The organism is Nocardioides daejeonensis, assembly GCF_003194585.1.
In the GTDB taxonomy this organism is placed as follows: domain Bacteria; phylum Actinomycetota; class Actinomycetes; order Propionibacteriales; family Nocardioidaceae; genus Nocardioides; species Nocardioides daejeonensis.
Genome location: NZ_QHKZ01000002.1, coordinates 115,790 through 135,640 on the forward strand (window position 1 = coordinate 115,790; position 19,851 = coordinate 135,640).

The window sequence follows — 19,851 nt, forward strand, 5'->3', positions numbered from 1 at the left end:
TTCTGCCATGACCACCGCACTCATCCTCCTCCTCGCCCTCGCCGGGCTGTTGGTCGTCGTCGGCCGGATGATCCGCAACGACGGTCACGGCTCCCGCGCCGCCAACGAACTGCCGCGCAGCCACCCCCGTGACCTCTTCGACCCCGCCCGCCGCTGACCGCTTCTCCCTCAGACGCGCCGAGGGCCCGGATCCTTGCGGATCCGGGCCCTCGTCCTCGTCAGCGACGCGTGCGGTCGCTCACGATGGGGACTTGCTCAGGCACCGCCGGTGAGCTTCTCGCGAAGCGCCTGCAGCGCCTCGTCGGAAGCAAGCGAGCCACCGGTGTTGCTGGTCTCGACCTCCTGGCTGGAGTACGACGTCGCCTCGCCCGCCTCAGCCTCGGCCGCCTTGGCCTCGGCCTGCTGCTTGACGTGCGCCTCCCAGCGGGCGTGCGCCTTGGCGTACTGCTCCTCCCAGGCGATGCGCTGCTCGTCGTAGCCCTCGAGCCACTCGCCCGTCTCCGGGTCGAAGCCCTCCGGGTAGATGTAGTTGCCCTGCTCGTCGTAGGAGGCGGTCATGCCGTAGAGCGTCGGGTCGAACTCCTCCGCGTCCGCGGCAGCGGCCGTCTCGTTGGCCTGCTTGAGCGAGAGCGAGATCCGACGACGCTCGAGGTCGATGTCGATGATCTTGACCATGACGTCGTCGTTGACCTGGACGACCTGCTCCGGGATCTCCACGTGACGCTCGGCCAGCTCGGAGATGTGCACCAGGCCCTCGATGCCCTCCTCGACCCGCACGAACGAGCCGAAGGGAACCAGCTTGGTGACCTTGCCGGGCACGATCTGGCCGATCTGGTGGGTCCGGGCGAAGTGCTGCCACGGGTCTTCCTGGGTCGCCTTGAGCGACAGCGAGACGCGCTCGCGGTCCATGTCGACGTCGAGCACCTCGACGGTGACCTCGTCGCCGACGGTGACAACCTCGGACGGGTGGTCGATGTGCTTCCAGGAGAGCTCCGAGACGTGCACCAGACCGTCGACGCCACCGAGGTCGACGAACGCACCGAAGTTGACGATCGAGGAGACGACACCCTTGCGGATCTGACCCTTCTGGAGCTGGGTCAGGAAGCCCTGGCGCACCTCGGACTGGGTCTGCTCGAGCCACGCACGGCGCGAGAGCACCACGTTGTTGCGGTTCTTGTCGAGCTCGATGATCTTGGCCTCGAGCGTCTGGCCGACGTACGGCTGCAGGTCGCGGACCCGACGCATCTCCACCAGCGACGCGGGCAGGAAGCCGCGCAGGCCGATGTCGAGGATGAGGCCGCCCTTGACGACCTCGATGACGGTGCCCTCGACGACGCCGTCCTCTTCCTTGACCTGCTCGATCGTGCCCCACGCCCGCTCGTACTGAGCGCGCTTCTTGGACAGGATCAGGCGGCCTTCCTTGTCCTCCTTCTGAAGGACGAGCGCCTCGACGGAGTCACCGACGGAGACGACCTCGGCGGGGTCCACGTCGTGCTTGATGGACAGCTCGCGCGAGGGGATGACGCCCTCGGTCTTGTAGCCGATGTCCAGCAGGACCTCGTCGCGGTCCACCTTGACGATGGTGCCGTCGACGATGTCACCGTCGTTGAAGTACTTGATGGTCTGGTCGATGGCGGCCAGGAAGTCTTCTTCGGACCCGATGTCGTTGATCGCCACCTGGGGCGCGTCGTGGTCAGGAAGAGTGGGGATGGTGCTCGTCATTGGGAAAGGAATTCCTCGGAATGGATGGGGTCGTGCCGGTACGCCGACCGATCCGTTCCGCACCCCGCGAGGGGGCTGGGCCGCACTCCACTCCGTCTGGGAGCTGGGCAGACCGCTGGCGCAACCATAAACACTACGCGGCAGCGCCCCGGCGCGTCCAACCGGGGCGCCCCTCCGTGCCTGGCGCGGGTGAGTCCGTGGGTGAATCGGACCACCCTCGGCGCCTGGATGAGCCGCACTCGCGCGAACGGCTCAGATCACACCGTCACCAGGCGTCACGAATGGGACATTCGCTCGTTGGCCCCTTCGAGCACCGGGTCAGCAGAGACCGGGTGGGACGAGAGGCGGGGCTTCTCCGGCGCCGCCGACAACTTGGGGAGATGTAGACGAACATGCGTATGCGCAGATTCGCGGCGGGGCTGGTCAGCCTCTCGACCGCTGCGACGATGTCAGTGCTCGTGGTGAGCCTGACGCCGGCCGAGGCAGCGCCGGCTCCGGCCATCCCAGGCCCGACCAAGGCGGCAGCGACCGCCGAGATCGCCCGGGTCACGGCTGTGAGCCTTCCGCTGCTCCCGCTGCCGGCCGTCGCCGACCTCGGCCTCGGTCACACGGCGGGCAGCCTCGACGGGGGCGCGACTCCTCGGACGAAGGCCGCGGCGGTGAACCTGAAGGACGGCGCGCTCGGCATCCCGCTGGAGATCCTGGCCAAGGCCGAGCAGCAGGCACCGCCGACGAACCCGCAGGCGACCTCGAAGGTCATCCCGAGCACCAACCTCGTCGTCGCCTCCCTGGGCGTCTCCGAGGCACGCGCGCACGCACGCTGGTCGGCCGGCAACGACTGCCTGCCTCTTCAGGACACCTACTCCGAGTCGCTCGTCAGCACCGCGAACGTGGGCGTCGTCGACATCCCCGGCATCGGCGCACTGCTCAAGCTCCCCGGCACCGTCGAGTCCTCGCAGACCCTCGACCTGGTGCCCAACCCGACCACCCCGACCCACTCGGACGTGGTCTCGCGGGCAGCCGGCGACACCGCCAACGTGAGCCTCTTCGGCGGACAGCTCGAGGTGCAGGTCGCCAACGACCCGATCCTCACCGCTCGCGCCTCCGGCACGCCCGGCGGCGCGACGGTCGACTGGACCGCTCCCCTGGTGACGATCAAGGCGGGCAACACCACCTACCCGCTCGACGTGGCGGGCTCGCCGCTCAACCTGACGCTGCCCAACAACCCCCTGGTCTCGCTCGAGATCTCCCTGGGCCAGCCCTCGAACGTGGTCAAGAGTGCCGACGGCACCCGCGCCGCGGCCGACGTCACCCTGCTCCGCGTGCACGCCGAGCTGTTGCCGATCCTGGGCACGGGCTCCGGGCTGGAGCTGGCGCATGTCGACCTGTTCCCGCTGCACGCGGAGGCCACCGCGCCGGCGGGCGGCGTCGACTGCAGCCAGGTCGACAGTGACGGCGACGGTCTCACCGACGCCATCGAGCGCGAGATCGGCACCGACCCGACCAAGAAGGACAGCGACGGCGACGGCGTCAGCGACTTCGACGAGGACACCGACGGCGACGGCCTCACCAACGGCGAGGAGGTGACCGGCAGCAAGAACACCGGCTACAACAACGAGCCGACCAACCCGGGCAAGGCCGACACCGACGGCGACGGCCTCACCGACTCCCAGGAGATCGACCTCACCGGGACCGACCCCAACAAGGCCGACACCGACGGCGACGGCACGAGCGACGCGGACGAGGACGCCGACAACGACGGTCTCACCAACCTCGAAGAGGTCAGCGGCAGCAAGAACACCGCGCACGGCAACCAGCCCACCGATCCGAAGAAGGCCGACACGGACGGCGGCGGCGTCAACGACGGCGTCGAGGTCGGACGCGGCAGCAACCCCAACAACCCGGCCGACGACAACCCGCCGAACCCGGGTGACACCGACACCGACGGCGACGGCCTCACCGACGCCGAGGAAGCCACCCTCGGCACCGACCCCAACAAGGCCGACACCGACGGCGACGGCCTCACCGACGGCGCCGAGGTGAAGACCTACAAGACCGACCCGAAGAAGGCGGACACCGACGGCGGCGGCGTCAACGACGGCGTCGAGGTCAACCGGGGCACCAACCCGCTCGACCCGAAGGACGACCTCCCGTCGACCACCGACGCGGACGGCGACGGCCTCAGCGACGCCGACGAGGCGACGCACGGCACCGACCCGGCCAACCCGGACACCGACGGCGACGGGCTCACGGACGGCGACGAGGTCCACAACCACAACACCGACCCGACCAAGGCCGACACCGACGGCGGCGGCATCAACGACGGCGTCGAGATCAGCCGGGGCACCGACCCGCGTGACCCGGCCGACGACCTGCCGAGCACTGACGACGCGGACGGCGACGGCCTCAGCGACGCCGACGAGGCGACGCACGGCACCGACCCGGCCAACCCGGACACCGACGGCGACGGGCTCACGGACGGTCACGAGGTCCACGACCACAAGACCGACCCGACCAAGGCCGACACCGACGGCGGTGGCGTCAGCGACGGCGCCGAGGTCAACCGCGGCACCAACCCGCTCGACCCGAAGGACGACCTCGACAGCACCAACGACCAGGACGGCGACGGTCTCACCGACGCCGAGGAAGCCACCCTGGGCACCGACCCCAACAAGGCCGACACCGACGGCGACGGCCTCACCGACGGCGCCGAGGTGAAGACCCACAAGACCGACCCGACCAAGGCCGACACCGACGGCGGCGGCGTCAACGACGGCGCCGAGGTCAACCGCGGCACCAACCCGCTCGACCCGAAGGACGACGTCCCCGGCACCGGTGACACCGACACGGACGGCGACGGGATCAGCGACGAGGACGAGGCCGAGATCGGCACCGATCCCAACAAGGCCGACACCGACGGCGACGGCCTCACCGACGGCGAGGAGGTCACCGGCTCGGCCAACACCCGCTACGGAAGCAAGCCGACCAACCCGCTGAAGAAGGACACCGACGGCGACGGGATCAACGACGGCGTCGAGGTCAAGGGCTACGTCATCTCGCAGAAGGTGAAGCGCAAGGGCCAGAAGGCCAAGGCGATCGGCAAGGTCTACACCGACCCGACCAACAAGGACACCGACGGCGACAAGATCATCGACGGCGTCGAGCGCAAGGGCTACAAGATCAAGCAGAAGGTGATCACCAACAAGGGCTCCTACAAGATCGGCAAGGTCCAGAGCGACCCGACGAAGAAGGACACCGACGGTGACGGCCTGAAGGACAACCAGGAGCGGACCGGCAAGAAGAACAAGAAGTTCAAGAAGCACAAGTCCGACCCGACCAATTGGGACACCGACAAGGCCGGCGTCTCCGATGGCCAGGAGATCAAGAACGGGAGCGACCCCACGGTCGCCCAGAAGAAGGTGAAGCCCCGCCTCGTTCTCCCTCGGCTGACCTTCTGATCGGCTCAGCCACTACGCACCACTGACGTGGGCGCCGGACCTCGGTCCGGCGCCCACGTCGCATTCGAGGGGCCGTATTCTTGGGCCGTGGAAGCAGCAGCAGCTCATCCGCCGGTCACGGCGGAGCGGCGGCCGGCCGGCGAGGAAGAGTCCCGCCGCGCCAACCGGCGCGACTGGGACAGGTATGCCGACGAGTACCAGGCCACCCACGGCGCTTTCCTCGGCGACGTCGGCTTCGTGTGGGGACCCGAGGGCACGACTGAACAGGCCGTCGGCGCCCTGGGCGACGTCGACGGCCGCGACGTGCTGGAGCTCGGCAGCGGCGCGGGTCAGTGCTCGCGCTGGGTGCGGCGGCAGGGAGGCCGGGCGGTCGGGCTCGATCTGTCGCACCGACAACTGCAGCATTCGCGGCGCATCGACGACGAGACCGGACTCACCGTGCCCTCGGTCCAGGCGACCGCGACGGCGCTCCCCTTCCGGTCGGGGAGCTTCGACATCGTCTTCTCGTCGTTCGGTGCGCTCCAGTTCGTCGCCGACGGGGACTCGCTGATGCGGGAGGTGGCCCGGGTGCTGCGTCCACGGGGGCGCTTCGCCTTCTCGGTCACCCACCCGACGCGCTGGATGTTCCCCGACGACCCGGGGCCCGAGGGGTTGGTCGCCTCGCAGTCCTACTGGGACAGGACGCCGTACGTCGAGGTCGATGACGCCACCGGCGAGGTGAGCTATGTCGAGCACCACCGCACGATCGGTGACTGGGTCGACCTGCTCGCCTCCGTCGGCCTCGCGCTGGTCCGCTTCGTGGAGCCGACCTGGCCCGAGGACCACGACCGGGTCTGGGGCGGATGGTCACGTACCCGGGGCCTGGTGACCCCGGGTACGGCGCTCTTCGTGGCCGACCGGCTCAGCTGACGGCCGGCCGCACCCGAGCCTCGATCAGGCCTCGGCGTGCTCTCCGCGGCTGCGCATGCGGACGACCGCGAAGCCGACCAGCGCCAGTCCCACCAGCAGCAGGAGCAGCGGCAGCAGCGTGCGGAGCAGGAAGAGCATGGTGCTCAGCGAGCCGTAGGTGTCGACGTTGTCCTGGATGGTCTTGTTGTCGAAGCCCGTGGTCACGTCGGTCGTGACGATCCGGTCCTCACCGTCGTACCGGATCGTGTTGTGCTGCTGCTCGGTCCGCTTGATGACCACACCGGTGCGCGGCTCGACCCAGAGCGTGCGGATGTTGGAGTAGGTCATCTCGGCCTCGAGGTTGCCCTCGCCCTCCTCGCCCAGCAGGCTGGCGGGGACATCCTGGGTGCCCACCACGGTGGGCTCGATGGTCTGCTCGAACTTGTAGGTGTTGAGGCCCTTGACCTCTTCCTCCTTGACGTACTTGATCGGCACCGCCTCGCCGAGGTCGGCATCCCACCAGTCGTAGGTCTTCTTCTCCGTGTTGAACGGGAACTTCACGAGGAGCCCCTTGCGCTTCACCAGGACGTTGGTGCCCTCGGTGTCGGACTGGTACTCGTCGCAGCAGTTCACCGCCTCGCCGGTGTGGGCGTTGAAGGCGATCCGCTCGACACTGCGGGAGCGGACCACGCCGTCGTCGCTCTTCGTGGACGTCGTCGTCTCCCAGACGACGACGTCGTCGGGTGCCTTCTCCGTAGCCTTGACCAAACCCACCGTCTTGGCGGTGGTGGTCAGGTTGGTCGTGATGTTCTCCAGCGAGCCCGTGTCGAACACGTTCGCGTCCGGTCCGACCAAGGTGTTGATCGAGTTCTGGTCGATGGGGGCCACCGCCAACTGGTCGTAGGCGTAGAACCGCAACAACCCCGCGGTCACCAACATGAAGATCCCCACCCCGAGCAGGATCTGGGTTGCCTTGCCTCGCATTGCACGTCCTCCCTACGACGATTCCGGGAACCCCGACCTCGGGGCCGCTCCCTCGCCGCACTCCCACACGGCGCCGTGATGTTAACAACATTCCTTGGACATCTGGCCCAGTCCGAGTGGCCAATTTTGTTCCCGTGTCCAGATCGTTGCCTTCGGGAGGGGCTCAGAGACGCCGCAGCACCAGCCACAGGTTCCAGCTGAGCAGCTCGCGCAGCAGCGGGATCCGGAGCAGGAAGCGCGACCACGGCGGCAGGTACCGCGGCCGGGCCTCGACCAGTTCGAGGCCCGGCGTGGACCGTGCCCAGCGCATCCCCTCGGCCACCGAGGCGGCGTACATCGACTCGCCGAAGCGGTTCTTGGGCGGGTGACCGTGCTTGCGCTCGTAGCGGCGCGCGGCCCGGTGTCCGCCGAGGTAGTGCCAGGGAGAGGTCTCGTGACCGCCCCAGGGGCCGAGCCATGCCGTGTAGCTGAGCACCACGTAACCGCCCGGCCGCACCTTGCGCGCCATCTGGTCCGCCACCGCCGCCAGGTCGGGCACGTGCTCCAGCAGGTTGCTGGAGAAGACCAGATCCATGCTGCCGTCGGCGATCGGGCTCTGCTCGGCGAGCGCCTGGACCGACAACGGATGCCGCCGGTGCGAGGTGATCTCGGAGCGGTCCGCATCGACCACCACCGAGACCGCGCCATGCCGCGCGAACGCCTCCGAGTAGAAGCCCGGGCCTCCCCCGAAGTCGACCACCCGGAGTCCGTCCAAGCCGGTGTGTCGCGAGATCAACGTGACGGCGTCCTCCGCGATCAGGCTGTAGAAGCCGACGGGGTCGGTCTGCTCGGTCAGGAACGACCGGAAGAGCCGGACGCTGCGCCGAAGGTCGTCGCCGGAGCCGGATCTGCGAAACGAGGTGGTCTGCACGCCGCGAATGTTAGCCTCGCTTGTCGGGTCGCTTGGGGAGGGAGAACTCATGCGGACTGCGCCTCAGCGGCGACAGCACTCCGGGGAGCACGTCGTGTTCCTCAGCTGGCGCGACCCCTGGCACCCGGAGGCCGGCGGCGCCGAACGCTGGCTCCTCGAGGTCGCCGAGCGTCTGGCAGCCGACGGCACCGAGGTCACCGTGTTGAGTGCCCGCTACCCCGGGAGCGCGTCCGAGCTGCACCACCGCGGGATCCGCTGGGTACGCCGCGGCGGGCACCTCACCCTCTACCTGCACGCCGCACTGATGCTGCTGACACGACGCCTCGGCCGCGTGACCTCGGTCATCGAGGTGCAGAACGGCATGCCGTTCCTCGCCCGCCTCTTCACGCGCGCACAGGTCGTCGTCCTGGTGCACCACGTGCACCGGGAGCAGTGGCCGGTCGTCGGCCCGGTGCTGGCACGGGTCGGCTGGTTCCTCGAGTCCCAGGTGGCGCCGCGCGTCAACCGCGGCCTGCGCTACCTCGCCGTCAGCGACGTGACCCGCGGCGAGCTGATCCAGCTCGGGGTCGACCCGCGAGCGATCACCATCGCCTGGAACGGCTGCCAGCCGGTGCCCACCACGCTCCCGCCGGTCTCCCCCAACCCGGCCCCGAGCCTCGTCGTACTCGGCCGGTTGGTCCCGCACAAGCGGGTCGAGCACGCGGTCGCCGCCCTCGCCGCGCTTCGCCACGAGTTCCCCGGACTCACTCTGCGCGTGGTCGGTTCAGGTTGGTGGGAGGAGTCCCTGCGCGCCGAGATCGACCGCCTCGGCGTGGCGAGCGAAGTGGAGCTCGTCGGCCACGTCGACGAGACCACCAAGTACGTCGAGCTCAGCCGCGCCTGGGTGCACCTGCTCCCCTCCCTCAAGGAGGGCTGGGGGCTGAGCATCGTCGAGGCCGCCCAGGTCGGCGTGCCCTCGGTCGCCTACGCAGACGCCGGTGGCGTGCGCGACTCGATCCTCGACGGCACCACCGGCCTCCTGGCGCGGGACCAGACCGACTTCGTCGATTGCGTACGCCGCCTGTTGCGCGACGACGTCCTGCGGCGGGAGCTGGGCACCAAGGCACGCGCTCGCACGGCGGAGTTCACCTGGGAGGCCACCACCGCCACCGTCCGCACTGCCCTGCGCGACTAGGCCGTCCTGCCGGGGGCGCCTGGCCCAGCCGGCGCGCCGCCTCACGGCGCGCGGCAGGCGCGACTGATCGGCGTTTCCCGCACGGTGCCTGGCAGGGAGACATCGGAGCCGGAAGAAAGCGATGTGCCTCCACCGCGGACGGTGGAGGCACACTGTCGAAGAAACTCAGGCGCCGCGACGGCGCTCCGGCTCAGTCGTCGGCGTAGGTGACGTTGCTGCCGTTGACGATCGTCGGCACCGAGTCCTTGTCGATCGTGGCCGCCTGGTAGGTCTGCACCCCACCGACGACGGTCACCGCGGCCAGACCGGCCCCGACCAGACCGAAGATGATCGTGTTCATGCTCTCGTCCCTCCACTGACGCTGTGGTCACTCCCGCGGGCGACTATACCCGCGGAGACGCCTGATCGGCAGCATCATCGCGAGGACGGCGACCAGCACCCCGATGTCCAGGGCGATCCACCGGCCCAGGTGCCGGGGCCCGTGGCCGTCATCGATCTCGGCGCCCAGGTCCACCACGACCAGCCGATCACCGCTGTGCATCGTCTCCCCAGCCGGCAGCGGTGCATCGACCACACCCTGGTCGGCATGGGCGACGACCCAGCGCACGCCGGCGCCGCGCAGCAGCAGGGTGAGTCGTTCCGGATCGTCCTTCACTGCGCGGATCCTCGCGGCGAGAGGGTCCTCCCCGGCCACCGTGCCGTCCCGTACCTCGAGCGCGTCGTCGGTCACCACGTCGCCGGGAAGGTAACGCGGTAGCGGGTCCAGCACCGCGTGGCCGCCGTTCCAGTCGAAGCGTCGATAGAGCCCGAACGGCAGCACGACGGTGCGTGCCTGGTCTGCACCTGCACGCTCCAGCGTCGTCCGGACCTGGCTCCACTCCGTCGGATAGGGGTGCGGCGTGAGGAGTCCGCCCAGACCCCACCCGAGGGACGGGAGGAGCAGCACCGGAAGCAGCGCACCGGCCACCAGGAGCGGCAGCGGCTGCCCGTCGCGGCGGCGTACCCACGCGGCGAGCTCGTCGGCAGCTGCCGCGAGTCCCCAGCAGAGACCCGGGACGGCGAGCGCGACCCACTTCTGCGAGTCACGAAGCAGGCCGCCACCCGGCAGGTCGGTGACCGCCCACTCGGCGATCCGCTCCCCGACGCCCGTCGTGGGCAGCAACGCAAGCGCCAGGCCGAGTGCGGCAAGCGCGGCGAGGGGCACCGCGGGGGCGACCGCACGACGTACCTGGTGGAGCAGGCCGGCCAGCGCCGCCACGGAGAGCGCCAGCGCGAGTCCCCCGAGCAACACCGTGTCGCGCCCGGGCGCTGCCACCGACTCCTTCCAGATGCCGCCGAGGCTGAGCACCGAGCCCAGGACTCCCCACGGGGTGTCCGCGCGCGCCGCGAACGCCTGCACACCGAAGGGGTCCGCAGGTGCCGCCGTCGCGTTGACCACCCCCGGCACCAGCCACGGCAGGTTGACCAGCAGCGCCATCGCCACCGCAGCGGCGAGCCGGCGGGGCGACCCGATGAGCAGGATCACGAGGGTCAAGGCGGCGAGCACGCCTCCCGTGGGGCTCGCACCGGCCGCAACAGCGAGCGGCCAGAGGACCGACCGCCAGCCGCCGTACTGCCCTGCGCGCAGCCGAGCCGCTCCCACGACCAGCCAGGGCAGCATCGCGTAACCGACCAACAGCGCCCAGTGGCCGATCGCCAGCCGCTCGTAGACGAAGGGGTTCCAGGTCGCCAGCACCACGGCCGCCGACCGCGCCGGGATCGAACGCCCCCGGGTGAGCAGGGCCGTGCCGGCCCCGGCGAGCACCAGACTCAGGAACAGCACAGCCCGCTGCACCAGCTCACCCGGAAGTACCGTGCCCAGGGCCCACGTGACCGCGTCCGTCGGCACCGCCCGCGGGACGGAGCCGTCCGCCCCGATCCACCGTGGCTTCCACGGCTGGTCCGGCAAGAACACCATGTCGCCGACCAGGGCGTACCCACGGCCGAGCAGCAGCGGAGCCAGGACGAGTGCGGCAAGCGCGCTCGGCAGTCCCCAGACGAGAAGCGCCTCGCGGCTGGGTCGCGGCACCCTCGGGCGGGCTACTCCTCGGGCCACGGCGTCCCCACGGTGATCTCGGTCAAGCACTGCCTCGGCAGCCTCTCACGGGCGCCCGGCCACGGCGTGAACCACGCCTCCACGGCTCCGGCCTCGGTAGGCAGCCGCATCCATGCGCTGTGCAGGCCGCCCCGGACCGCGACCGCCTGCTCGAGGTCACCGGAGCGCAGATGGAGCACCGCGTCCCGGTTGAGGAAGAGGTCCACCCGGGCCAGACGGGCCTCCGCAGTGTCTCCGAGCACCATCAGCTCCACCGGTGTCGTCCCGAGCCGCCATCCGCAGTCGGGCTCGTCGCCACGCGCCTGGAGCGCGCCGGCGAGCCGGACCGGAAGCAGCTGCCCCCGAGAGTCCGGCATCACCGCACGCAATCCCGGCTGGTCGAACGCCTGCTGCCTCCCGAGCGCCTCGAACAGGTCAGGTGTCCGGGTGCTGACCGACACCTGGTAGGAGGTGTTGGTGGCCAACACCAAGGTGTCTCCGTCACCCAGTCCGCTCTCCAGGTGGGCGACATAGCCCTCGCCGATGTCACGCTGCACGACAGGGAGCAGCTGGATCGACGAGGTCAGGGCGGAGAGCAGCACGAGTGCCCCCAACGCCAGCGGACGACGCCACGGCTCGCCCGACCGCCCCGTCCGGGTCTCTCCGACCCGGCGACCCCGACGATGGCGGCGCGGAACCGCGAAGGCGGCGCTGATGCCGATGACGGCCAGCGGCAGCCAGTCGGTCACGTAGCGGGGGTCCCTGGCGACGAGGCCCAGGTACTCGCCACGGCCGACCACCAGCAGCCCGAGATCCGCGACGAGGCAGCCGATCACGAGCACCCAGCCGCCCAGCGCGGCCCACCCGCCCCGGAGCAGGCTCGCCAGGAACAGCAGGCCGAGCAGGCCGGCTGCCAGGATCACCGCGCCGGTCCCCGTGTCGGCGTACAGCGAGTTCTCTGCCCCGTCCACGTGCCAGGGCAGGCCGAACATGCCGGGCACCGTCATCTGGAGCACACTGACCCGAACCAGCTCGAGCAGCGTCACCTCGCGCTCGGAGGCCATCGGGCCGGAGGCGGTCAGGTGCAGGTAGACGGCCACGTAGCCGAGCCAGCCGAGGAGATGAGCCAGCCACCAGCGCCACCCCGCCAGGAGCACGCGGAGCCGGTCGCCGATCGTGCGACCAGCCAGGACGACCAGCAGGTACGTCGCCAGCACCGCAGGCAGGATCAGCAGCGCCTTCTCCCAGAAGAGAAGCCCGAGCGCGTGCGCGACCAGCGCGAGCAGCCCCCAGGCAGTCGCATGCGGGCCGCCGCGATGCAGGCGCGCCACGCCGAGCAGCGTGCCGAGCAGGAAGAGCTGGAGGGGAAATGCCTGCATGCCGGCCGCCCACCAGGCGCCCGTGATCAGGCCCAGCGGCGTGAACAGATAGGCGGCGAAGGGCACCAGCAGCCAGGGAGACGGCCTGAAGAGTGTCCGCAGCACGCCCCACAGGAGCAGGGAGACGAGCAGCTGCGAGCCGACCAGGAAGAGCGCCGCGGCGGTGAAGTCGCCGGAGAGCCCGGAGAGGAGCCAGAAGACGGCGTACTGGCCGACCTCGAGGTGTCCGGAGTAGTCCCGCACCAGGAACTCCTCGCTGAGTCCGAGACGGTGCGCCAGGGCAAGGTGCAAGAAGTCGTCCTGCCAGAACCACGAGCCGGAGGCAAGGACCCATCGCAACCCCACCTGGCCGGCGACCAGAAGCAGCGCGGCCGCCGTCAGCCGGTCGATCCGGGGCCGCACGGCAAGGGTGATCCGCAGTCGCCGCCTCCTGGCGACGCCGCCGACGAGCAGGCCCACAGCAGCGGCCGCCGTCGCGTTGGCGAACTGCCCGGGCTGACCCGGAGCATCGATCGCAGCACCAGCCCCGGCCGCGAGGAGCGCCGTCCCCGCGAGCAGCGCGAGCGGCCGTCGGGTGAGCCAGGCCGAGAGCAGCCAGCCGACGCCTGCCCAGGGACCGCCGGCCAGCGTCAGCAGCAGGCCGCAGCCCCACCAGAGCGACCAACGACCCTGCCAGGCCGGTCCGGGCGTGGCGTGGCCGGACTCCGGCCGGCGCCGCTCGCGTACTGCCCCGACCAGCGCCCCCAGCAACAGGATCAGGGCCAGCCCGGCCCCCGCTCCGAGGCCAGCGCGATAGGTGCGGTCGGGGGTGAAGGTCAGCTGCACGTCGCCCCCGGCGCCGGCGGGCACGACGTACCCCTGCTGCCAGCCGTCGATCGTCACCTGGCGCAGCGGCGTGCCGTCGAGCTCCGCGGCCCACCCCGGATTGACGTTCTCGGCGACCCGGAGCACCGACTCCTCCCCCGGCCCGACCCGCACCGTACGGCGAGTGTCGCCCCAGTCGCGGAGCTCGAAGGAGCGCTGCGCCAGAGGTCCCGTCTCTGGAACGTCCAGGGCGTCCAGAGCCAGCGTGGCCGGGGTGAACTGGAGAGTGGGTCGCACCTGGATCCGGTGCACCCCCGGGCTCAGGGCGACCGGCCGGTCGCACACCTCCCAGGCCAGCGGCGTACCGCGGAGCAGGTCGCCGACCGTGCCGCGCACCCGGGTGTGATGGACGATGCCGTCGACGACGACGGCCGGGCCCAGACCGCAGTCGGCGCCGGTCGTCCCATCCCGGTCGGGAGCGTGGCGGAGCCGTTCCGCGCCGCTCAGCTCCACCTCGGCGATCCCGAGGGGAAGGTCGGCGTCCGCCGTCTCGTCGGCAGTCCGGAACTCGATCTCGAGCCGTCCCTCCACACGCAGCGGCTCGAAGGTGCCGAGGCCGTCGAGACGGACGGTTCGCACCTCGTGCCCGCTCCGCAGCTCCGCGACGGCCGGTCGGCGAGACGGCTGAGAGGCTGCGGTGATCCGCAGTCGGTCGATCGTCCGTGCGCGTCCGGGCCAGCTCCAGGTCAGGATCGCCGACGTGTCGCCGGGCTCACTCAGCCAGGCGGTCTCCGGGCGCCCGTCGAAGGCGAAGACGCCGGCCACGGCGGGATCCCCGGCGAACACCCGGTCGGCCACCACGTCCGCGGCACGCCCCACCGGCGCGAGCAGCGCCGCCACCGGAGCGCCCGGCTGCGGGAGGACGGTGCCGGTGACCCTCCAGCGCCCCGCCTCCGTCACGCGGACGGTGCGGTCGAGCGCGAGCTCCTCGCCGTAGCGGGTGCTGTCGTCGTCGCAGCGTGCTCCCCCGCCCGCATCCAGACAGGGGCGGCGCGGGGGTTGCGTGCCGAGGACCAGGTCGGTCCCCGCGGCGAGCTCACCGGGCACGGTGATCGTCTGACCTGCGTCGTTGCCAGGCAGGACGACCTCGGCCACGCCCACCGTCCCCAGTCGGGAGTCGTCGTCATCGGCCCGGAGGATGTCGATCCGGACGGTGCGGACCCCGTCCGCCGGCACCGGAGCGGCGATCACACCGGTCTCCGGCACGGCGAGGACCCTGGTCGTGCCGCCCATCCGCACCGCGACCTGACGCACCGCGGCCAGGTCGGCATCCTGGGCGAAGCGGACCAGGACCGTGCCCGGACGGGGCAGCGGCGCCTGGGTACGCAGTCGCAGCCACTGCCTCCCCGGGTCGGTGAACGGTGCGGAGCGCCAGGCGGTGCCGGCGTCACCGTCGTAGGCGGCGCCGGGCGCAGCCGCGGGGCGGATCGGGCCGAGCGCGTCGGCGTAGCCGACCGAGCTGGAGGCATCGACCTCCACGCGGGAGTCGCGGGTGCGCACCGAGCTCGGCACCCCCTCGACACCGGCGAAGTCATGGGCGGGCCGGCGGAACTGGTAGGGCTCCGCTGCGGTGAGCGTCGCCCCGACCGCGTCGTGGACCCGGCCGAACTGCCGCTCCTGCCGTCGATAGCCGTCACCGACGAGCGATCCCTGTGCGGGAGCGGCACCGTCGATCACGGTGGGCTCGTCGACGGCGAGCAGTCCCGTCTCCGCCGCGCGCAGCAGGTCCTCCGGAGCGCCGTTGAGGTGACGCAGGGCGGCCGCGGAGGTCAGCGAGACGCGCGGCGCCTCGACGCCGACCGCGAAGACGTCGACCATCGGCTGTCCGTACTCGGTGTTTCCGAAGCTCGCGACCGGCACGAGACCAGGTGAGGCTTGGAGAGCCGACTCGGCACGCGCGACCGATCCGCTGTCGGCGTACTGCTGATCGATGTCGCGGCGCAGCACGACGTGCGTGACGCCGGCGCGCGCCAGGAACGAGGCGAGCGCGGGGCTTCCCTCGCCCGAGGCGAGGCGCTGCTCGACGGCGTCGAGCCAGCGAGCTGTCGGTCCCGGCACCAGCGGCACCTGGCTCCGAGTGACCCAAGGCGACCTGGCGACGCCCTGGAGCGGCTCATCGACGGTCCATCCCCACCGTTGCAGGCCGAAGCCGGAGCCGGGGACGACGATGGCCCTGCTGCCCTCGATTCCCGCCAGCCAGTCTGCGGTCTGCGACCAGGCGCTGGGCAGATCGCGCCACCCCGCCATCCGGAGATGACCGTTCCACAGGGGGGCCGCTCCCGCGAGCACAGTCAGTGCGAGCACCGCGCCGATCCCTCGACGCACCGCACCGGGTTGCCAGCCGGGGCGGCGACGCCCGACCTCCTCGGCGAGGAGCATCGCTCCGTGACCGAAGCCCAGAGCGAGCGCGAAGCGGACGAGCGGATCGACCTTGTGCACGTTGCGCAGCGGCGCGAGCATCCCGTCGAGGAGTCCTCGCACCGGGAGGTCGACCAGCGACCCGCCTCGGGCAGCGGCACCTGCCGTCAGGCAGAGCAGCCCGACGACTGCCGTGGTCAGCAGCGCCCCGCGCCAGGGCATCCGCCGGTGCGCCAGCCCGACCAGGCCGATCGCCGCGACGATCGCCCCCAGAAGGATGAGGGCAGGCGTCGTCGCCAGCTCGTGAGCGCCGGGCCACCACGCGCGATCACCGGTCACCGACCAGTTCAGCCAGTGGTCGGTGCCGCGCACGGCGTTCGACCACCCCGTCGTTGAGGTCGTCGCCGCAGAGGTCTCGATGTAGTCGAGGAAGGGCGGACTGTAGCGACCGAGCAGGAGCAACGGGACCAGCCACCAGGCACAGGCCAGGCCGGTGGCGACCAGCCACCAGCCGAGCAGGCGGCGGCCGTGCGGACGCCGCCACTGGGCAAGGACGACGGCGAGTGCCGCCGGCAGGGTGGCGAAGGTGCCGACCGCATTGACGCCGCTCATCGCCAGCACCGCGACGCCGGAGAGCAGGGCGCCCGTGCGCGGCGACCAGCGCCCGGCGCCCACGAGGACGAGTGGCAGCACCGCCCAGGGGAGGAAGACCGACGGCAGGATCTCACCGCTGAGCACCCCGGAGGCGCCGAGCAGCCGCGGGGACAGCGCGTAGACGAGCCCGGCGAGGATGCCCGCCGTCGCGGGCAGCCGCATCGCTCTGGCGACCTGGCGGCACCCTTCATAGGCGAGGACGAGCAGCAGGCCGGACCAGAGACGTTGGGCCACCCAGTCCGGCATGCCGAGCAGCTCGGCTCCGAGGAACCAAGGCCCCTGGGGGAAGAGATAGCCGTACGCCTGGTTCTGGAGCTCGCCGAAGGAGGACTGCGGGTTCCACAGGTGCAGACTGCGGGCCAGTAGCCCGCCCGGGTCCGCGGTCAGGTCGAACTTGGTGTCGAAGGTCGTCCGGCCGGGCTGCTGCAGCAGGGAGCCAAGCAGGAGCAGCGGCCACACCAATCTGCCGACGATGTCCGACCTGACGGTGCTGATGAGATCCCTCCCCGGAACTCGACCCCATGACTGGAGTAGGGTGCCGCGGAAGTCTAGTGCCGGTCGAGAGGGTCCCGTGAACGCAGCGTCAACGTTCGAGGCGGCCTGGCAGGTGGCCGACGGCATCCCGGGCTGGCTGAAGCGGGGGCAGGCCGAGTTGCTCTGGGAGGAGGCCCGACGCCTTCCTGCCGGTGCGACGGTCGTGGAGATCGGCAGCCACCAGGGTCGCTCGACGGTCGTCCTCGCGCGCGCACTGCAGCCGGGAGGTGGCCGCCTGATGGCCATCGACCCGTTCGTGGAGGGGCGCCTCTTCGGGGGTACGCCGACCCGGCACGCCTTCGAGCGCCACGTGCGTGACGCCGGTGTCGAGGGCACCGTCGAGCTCGTGGCGGACTACAGCACGGCTCTGCGCCCCCGGTGGACCACACCGTTCGACCTGCTCTACATCGACGGCAAGCACGACTACTGGACGGTCCGCGACGACCTGCTATGGCGACGCCATCTCGCCGACGACGGGGCCGTCGTGATCCACGACTGTTTCTCCTCGATCGGCGTCACGCTCGCCATCCTGCGCCATGTGCTCTTCGCAGGCGACCTGGCCTACGAGCGGCGTAGCGACTCGCAAGCGCTCTTCCGCAAGCGCCGGCCTACCGCCCGCGACCGCTGGCGGATCGTCGCGGAGCTGCCCTGGTGGACGCGCAACGTCGTGCTGAAGGTGCTGCTGCGGCTCCGGCTCCGACCGGTCGCACGCCTGCTTGGCCACGACTCGCCGTACGACCCCTACTGACCCGACGCAGCCGAAGGGGTCAGACCCGGTAGACGCGTGGCTCCAGCACCGTTCCGTCACCACGACGCAGCTCGGGTTTCACGATGTCGTCGAACCGGATCCGACGCGCCCTGATCCGGCGCTGCTGGCGCATGGTCAGCAGGTCGGTGGCACGACGGATCGCCCCCGCGGTGAGGCCACGCGGGTGCCCTGGGAGCGTCAACGCCCGCTCCATGAAGGCGGCCGGGACCTCGCCGTCGACCCGGTAGTCGATGCGACCCGCCCAGTGCAGCATCACGACCCTGTCCTCGAAGCGGCTGTCGAGCACCTTGGCGACCTTGGCGTCCAGACCGGTCCGGTCCAGGTAGGCGCCGATCTCAGGGTCGAAGTGGCGCTGCTCCTTCGCTGTCAGCACCAGGGTCTCTCCCACCATCCGGCACCACCAGACGTGGCTCGGGAAGTCGACGATCTTGGCACTGGCCGCCTCCGGGACCTCGATGTAGCCGGCTCGCGAGACCCGCATCAGCTCCTCCAGCACCGCTCCGGGGTCGGGGACGTGCTCGAGCAGGTTGGAGCAGATGGTGTAGTCGAAGGCGCCGTCGGCGAACGGCATCGCCGCGGCATCGGCGTCGAAGAGCGGCCTCGTCACCCGAGCACCGGCGCTCCCTGAGCGCTGGCCGGCGTACTCCTCGCCGACGTAGCGATCCAGGAGCACGTCAGCCCGCCAGGAGGGCTTGTCGCCGCTGCCCACGTCGAGCACCAGAGCGGACTCGTCGACGGGGAACGCGACCCGACGCTCGACGAACAGGCGGATCTGGCTCAGCAGGGACACATCGGCATCCTGCCATTCACACCGCGCCGGTCGCCGACCGGCCGTATGGAAGACTCCACCCTCGTGCCTGCTCCCACCCGCCGCCCCCGCCTGCTCGGCGGAGCCGGGAGCATCGCGGTCGCCATCGTGGTGATGAACATCGGCACCTATGCGTTCACGATGCTGGCCGCCAGGTTCCTCGGGCCCGGTGACTACGGCGCGTTCGCCGGGCTGATGGCCCTGATCCTGGTGATCGGCGTGCTGCAGCTCGGCGTGCAGACCGCGGCCGCCCGCAGGATCGCCTCGGCACCCGAGGAAGCAGACGCGACGGCGGGCGCCGTGATGAGGGTCAGTTGGTGGGCCGGCCTCGCCGTGGCCGTGCTGATGCTGCTCCTCGCCCCCGCCGTCGACAGGCTGTTGCGTCTGGACAGCCTGCTCTCGGCGGCCCTGGTTGCCATGGTGGTGCTGCCGATGACGGTCATGGGCGGTCAGGCAGGCATCCTGCAGGGGCAGCGCCGGTGGGCACCGCTCGCTCTTCTCTTCCTCGCCAACGGGGTGCCTCGTGTGCTGGTCGGCGGCGCGCTGGTCGCCTGGCGCCCGGACACCGTCACGGCGATGATCGGTGTCGCCCTCGGCCAGTGGGCGCCGGTCATCGTCGGTGCCGTCGCCCTGGGCCGGCGCCCCGGCGCCCCGGCGCCCCGGCGCGCGGCGATCGAGGTGCTGCGGGAGGCCGTGACCAACTCGCAAGCGCTCTTCGCCTTCTTCGCTCTCTCCAACGTCGACGTGCTGGTCGCGCGCAACCTGCTTCCCGAGCACGAGGCGGGGCTCTACGCGGGCGGGCTGATCCTCACGAAGGCGGTGCTCTTCCTTCCCCAGTTCGTGGTGGTGCTGGCCTTCCCCTCGATGAGCACCCCCCAGGAGCGGCGTACCGCCCTGCTCCGGTCACTCGCCGCCGCGTTCGCCCTCGGTACCCTCGCGACCGCTGGCGCTGCGGCGCTCTCCGGCCTGGCTCTGGTCTTCGTCGGCGGCGACGAGTACGCCGACCTGCAGCACCGGCTCTGGCTCTTCGGCCTGCTCGGCACGGTGCTGTCGCTGCTGCAGGTGCTCGTCTACTCGGTCGTCGCCCGCCAGGGCCGCCGCTCCATCGCGGTCGTGTGGTCGGCACTGGTGCTGCTGGTGGCCGTCGGGCTGACGACCGACTCGGTCTCCGGACTGCTGGCCGTGGTGATCACCGTGGACGCTGTGCTGTTCCTCGGCCTGCTGACGCTGAGCCTGGTCAGGCTCCGCGAGGAGCCCGCCCGAGCCGCGACCTAG

The 19,851-nt window shown here is 71.0% G+C and carries 13 protein-coding genes; 6 read left to right on the plus strand and 7 right to left on the minus strand.

All coding sequences use genetic code 11. The annotated features are described in order from the left end of the window. The first annotated feature begins 7 nt into the window (after window positions 1–7). On the plus strand, window positions 8–157 hold the full coding sequence (locus DNK54_RS21020; protein ID WP_162602308.1) for a hypothetical protein: 150 nt from the start codon (window positions 8–10) through the stop codon (window positions 155–157). Window positions 158–255: 98 nt separating this feature from the next. On the opposite strand, the gene rpsA is transcribed toward DNK54_RS21020, so the two are convergent. After that, window positions 256–1,722, minus strand: coding sequence for a 30S ribosomal protein S1 (gene rpsA, locus DNK54_RS05275; RefSeq protein ID WP_110205929.1), 1,467 nt, complete (start codon window positions 1,720–1,722; stop codon window positions 256–258). Window positions 1,723–2,114: 392 nt separating this feature from the next. Here rpsA and DNK54_RS05280 point away from each other — a divergent pair, with 392 nt between their 5' ends. Together DNK54_RS05280 and DNK54_RS05285 are read left to right on the plus strand one after the other, a co-directional pair. After that, window positions 2,115–5,180, plus strand: a complete 3,066-nt coding sequence (locus tag DNK54_RS05280; RefSeq protein WP_162602309.1) for a hypothetical protein — start codon at window positions 2,115–2,117, stop codon at window positions 5,178–5,180. An 87-nt stretch (window positions 5,181–5,267) separates the two neighbouring features. Beyond that, entirely contained in the window at window positions 5,268–6,089 is an 822-nt protein-coding gene (locus DNK54_RS05285; protein ID WP_110205931.1) for a class I SAM-dependent methyltransferase, read from the plus strand. Between the two features lie 24 nt (window positions 6,090–6,113). Here the strand turns inward: DNK54_RS05285 and pgfA are convergent, their stop codons facing one another. After that, entirely contained in the window at window positions 6,114–7,052 is a 939-nt protein-coding gene (pgfA, locus tag DNK54_RS05290) for a cell envelope lipid trafficking protein PgfA (RefSeq protein ID WP_110205932.1), read from the minus strand. A 163-nt stretch (window positions 7,053–7,215) separates the two neighbouring features. After that, window positions 7,216–7,962 (minus strand): class I SAM-dependent methyltransferase, encoded by a 747-nt coding sequence (locus tag DNK54_RS05295; protein WP_239459933.1) that lies wholly within the window; start codon window positions 7,960–7,962, stop codon window positions 7,216–7,218. A 49-nt stretch (window positions 7,963–8,011) separates the two neighbouring features. On the opposite strand from DNK54_RS05295, the gene DNK54_RS05300 reads away from it, so the two are divergent. After that, window positions 8,012–9,136 carry a glycosyltransferase family 4 protein gene (locus DNK54_RS05300; protein ID WP_162602310.1) on the plus strand — a complete coding sequence of 375 codons (1,125 nt, stop codon included), beginning with the start codon at window positions 8,012–8,014 and terminating at the stop codon, window positions 9,134–9,136. A 190-nt stretch (window positions 9,137–9,326) separates the two neighbouring features. Here the strand turns inward: DNK54_RS05300 and DNK54_RS21025 are convergent, their stop codons facing one another. From DNK54_RS21025 to DNK54_RS05310, 3 genes are read right to left on the minus strand one after another with little or no spacing between them, the layout of a single operon-like run. Continuing rightward, complete coding sequence (locus DNK54_RS21025) at window positions 9,327–9,476, minus strand: hypothetical protein (RefSeq protein ID WP_162602311.1); 150 nt, start codon at window positions 9,474–9,476, stop codon at window positions 9,327–9,329. 27 nt (window positions 9,477–9,503) lie between these two features. Continuing rightward, window positions 9,504–11,204 carry an MmpA family trehalose lipid delivery protein gene (locus tag DNK54_RS05305; protein ID WP_110205935.1) on the minus strand — a complete coding sequence of 567 codons (1,701 nt, stop codon included), beginning with the start codon at window positions 11,202–11,204 and terminating at the stop codon, window positions 9,504–9,506. 11 nt (window positions 11,205–11,215) lie between these two features. Continuing rightward, the gene (locus DNK54_RS05310) at window positions 11,216–16,924 is read right to left on the minus strand and encodes an alpha-(1->3)-arabinofuranosyltransferase domain-containing protein (RefSeq protein ID WP_239459985.1); all 5,709 of its coding nucleotides are present in this window, start codon (window positions 16,922–16,924) and stop codon (window positions 11,216–11,218) included. Window positions 16,925–17,036: 112 nt separating this feature from the next. On the opposite strand from DNK54_RS05310, the gene DNK54_RS05315 reads away from it, so the two are divergent. After that, window positions 17,037–17,747 (plus strand): class I SAM-dependent methyltransferase, encoded by a 711-nt coding sequence (locus tag DNK54_RS05315; protein WP_204164437.1) that lies wholly within the window; start codon window positions 17,037–17,039, stop codon window positions 17,745–17,747. A 19-nt stretch (window positions 17,748–17,766) separates the two neighbouring features. Here the strand turns inward: DNK54_RS05315 and DNK54_RS05320 are convergent, their stop codons facing one another. Beyond that, window positions 17,767–18,558 carry a class I SAM-dependent methyltransferase gene (locus DNK54_RS05320; protein WP_162602313.1) on the minus strand — a complete coding sequence of 264 codons (792 nt, stop codon included), beginning with the start codon at window positions 18,556–18,558 and terminating at the stop codon, window positions 17,767–17,769. Window positions 18,559–18,621: 63 nt separating this feature from the next. On the opposite strand from DNK54_RS05320, the gene DNK54_RS05325 reads away from it, so the two are divergent. Continuing rightward, window positions 18,622–19,851 carry a lipopolysaccharide biosynthesis protein gene (locus DNK54_RS05325; RefSeq protein WP_239459934.1) on the plus strand — a complete coding sequence of 410 codons (1,230 nt, stop codon included), beginning with the start codon at window positions 18,622–18,624 and terminating at the stop codon, window positions 19,849–19,851.

Bases quoted from the DNA above. Each gene is read 5' to 3' on its own strand.
- DNK54_RS21020 (WP_162602308.1), top strand. From the start codon at position 8: ATGACCACCGCACTCATCCTCCTCCTCGCCCTCGCCGGGCTGTTGGTC.
- rpsA (WP_110205929.1), bottom strand. From the start codon at position 1,722: ATGACGAGCACCATCCCCACTCTTCCTGACCACGACGCGCCCCAGGTG.
- DNK54_RS05280 (WP_162602309.1), top strand. From the start codon at position 2,115: ATGCGTATGCGCAGATTCGCGGCGGGGCTGGTCAGCCTCTCGACCGCT.
- pgfA (WP_110205932.1), bottom strand. From the start codon at position 7,052: ATGCGAGGCAAGGCAACCCAGATCCTGCTCGGGGTGGGGATCTTCATG.
- DNK54_RS05300 (WP_162602310.1), top strand. From the start codon at position 8,012: ATGCGGACTGCGCCTCAGCGGCGACAGCACTCCGGGGAGCACGTCGTG.
- DNK54_RS21025 (WP_162602311.1), bottom strand. From the start codon at position 9,476: ATGAACACGATCATCTTCGGTCTGGTCGGGGCCGGTCTGGCCGCGGTG.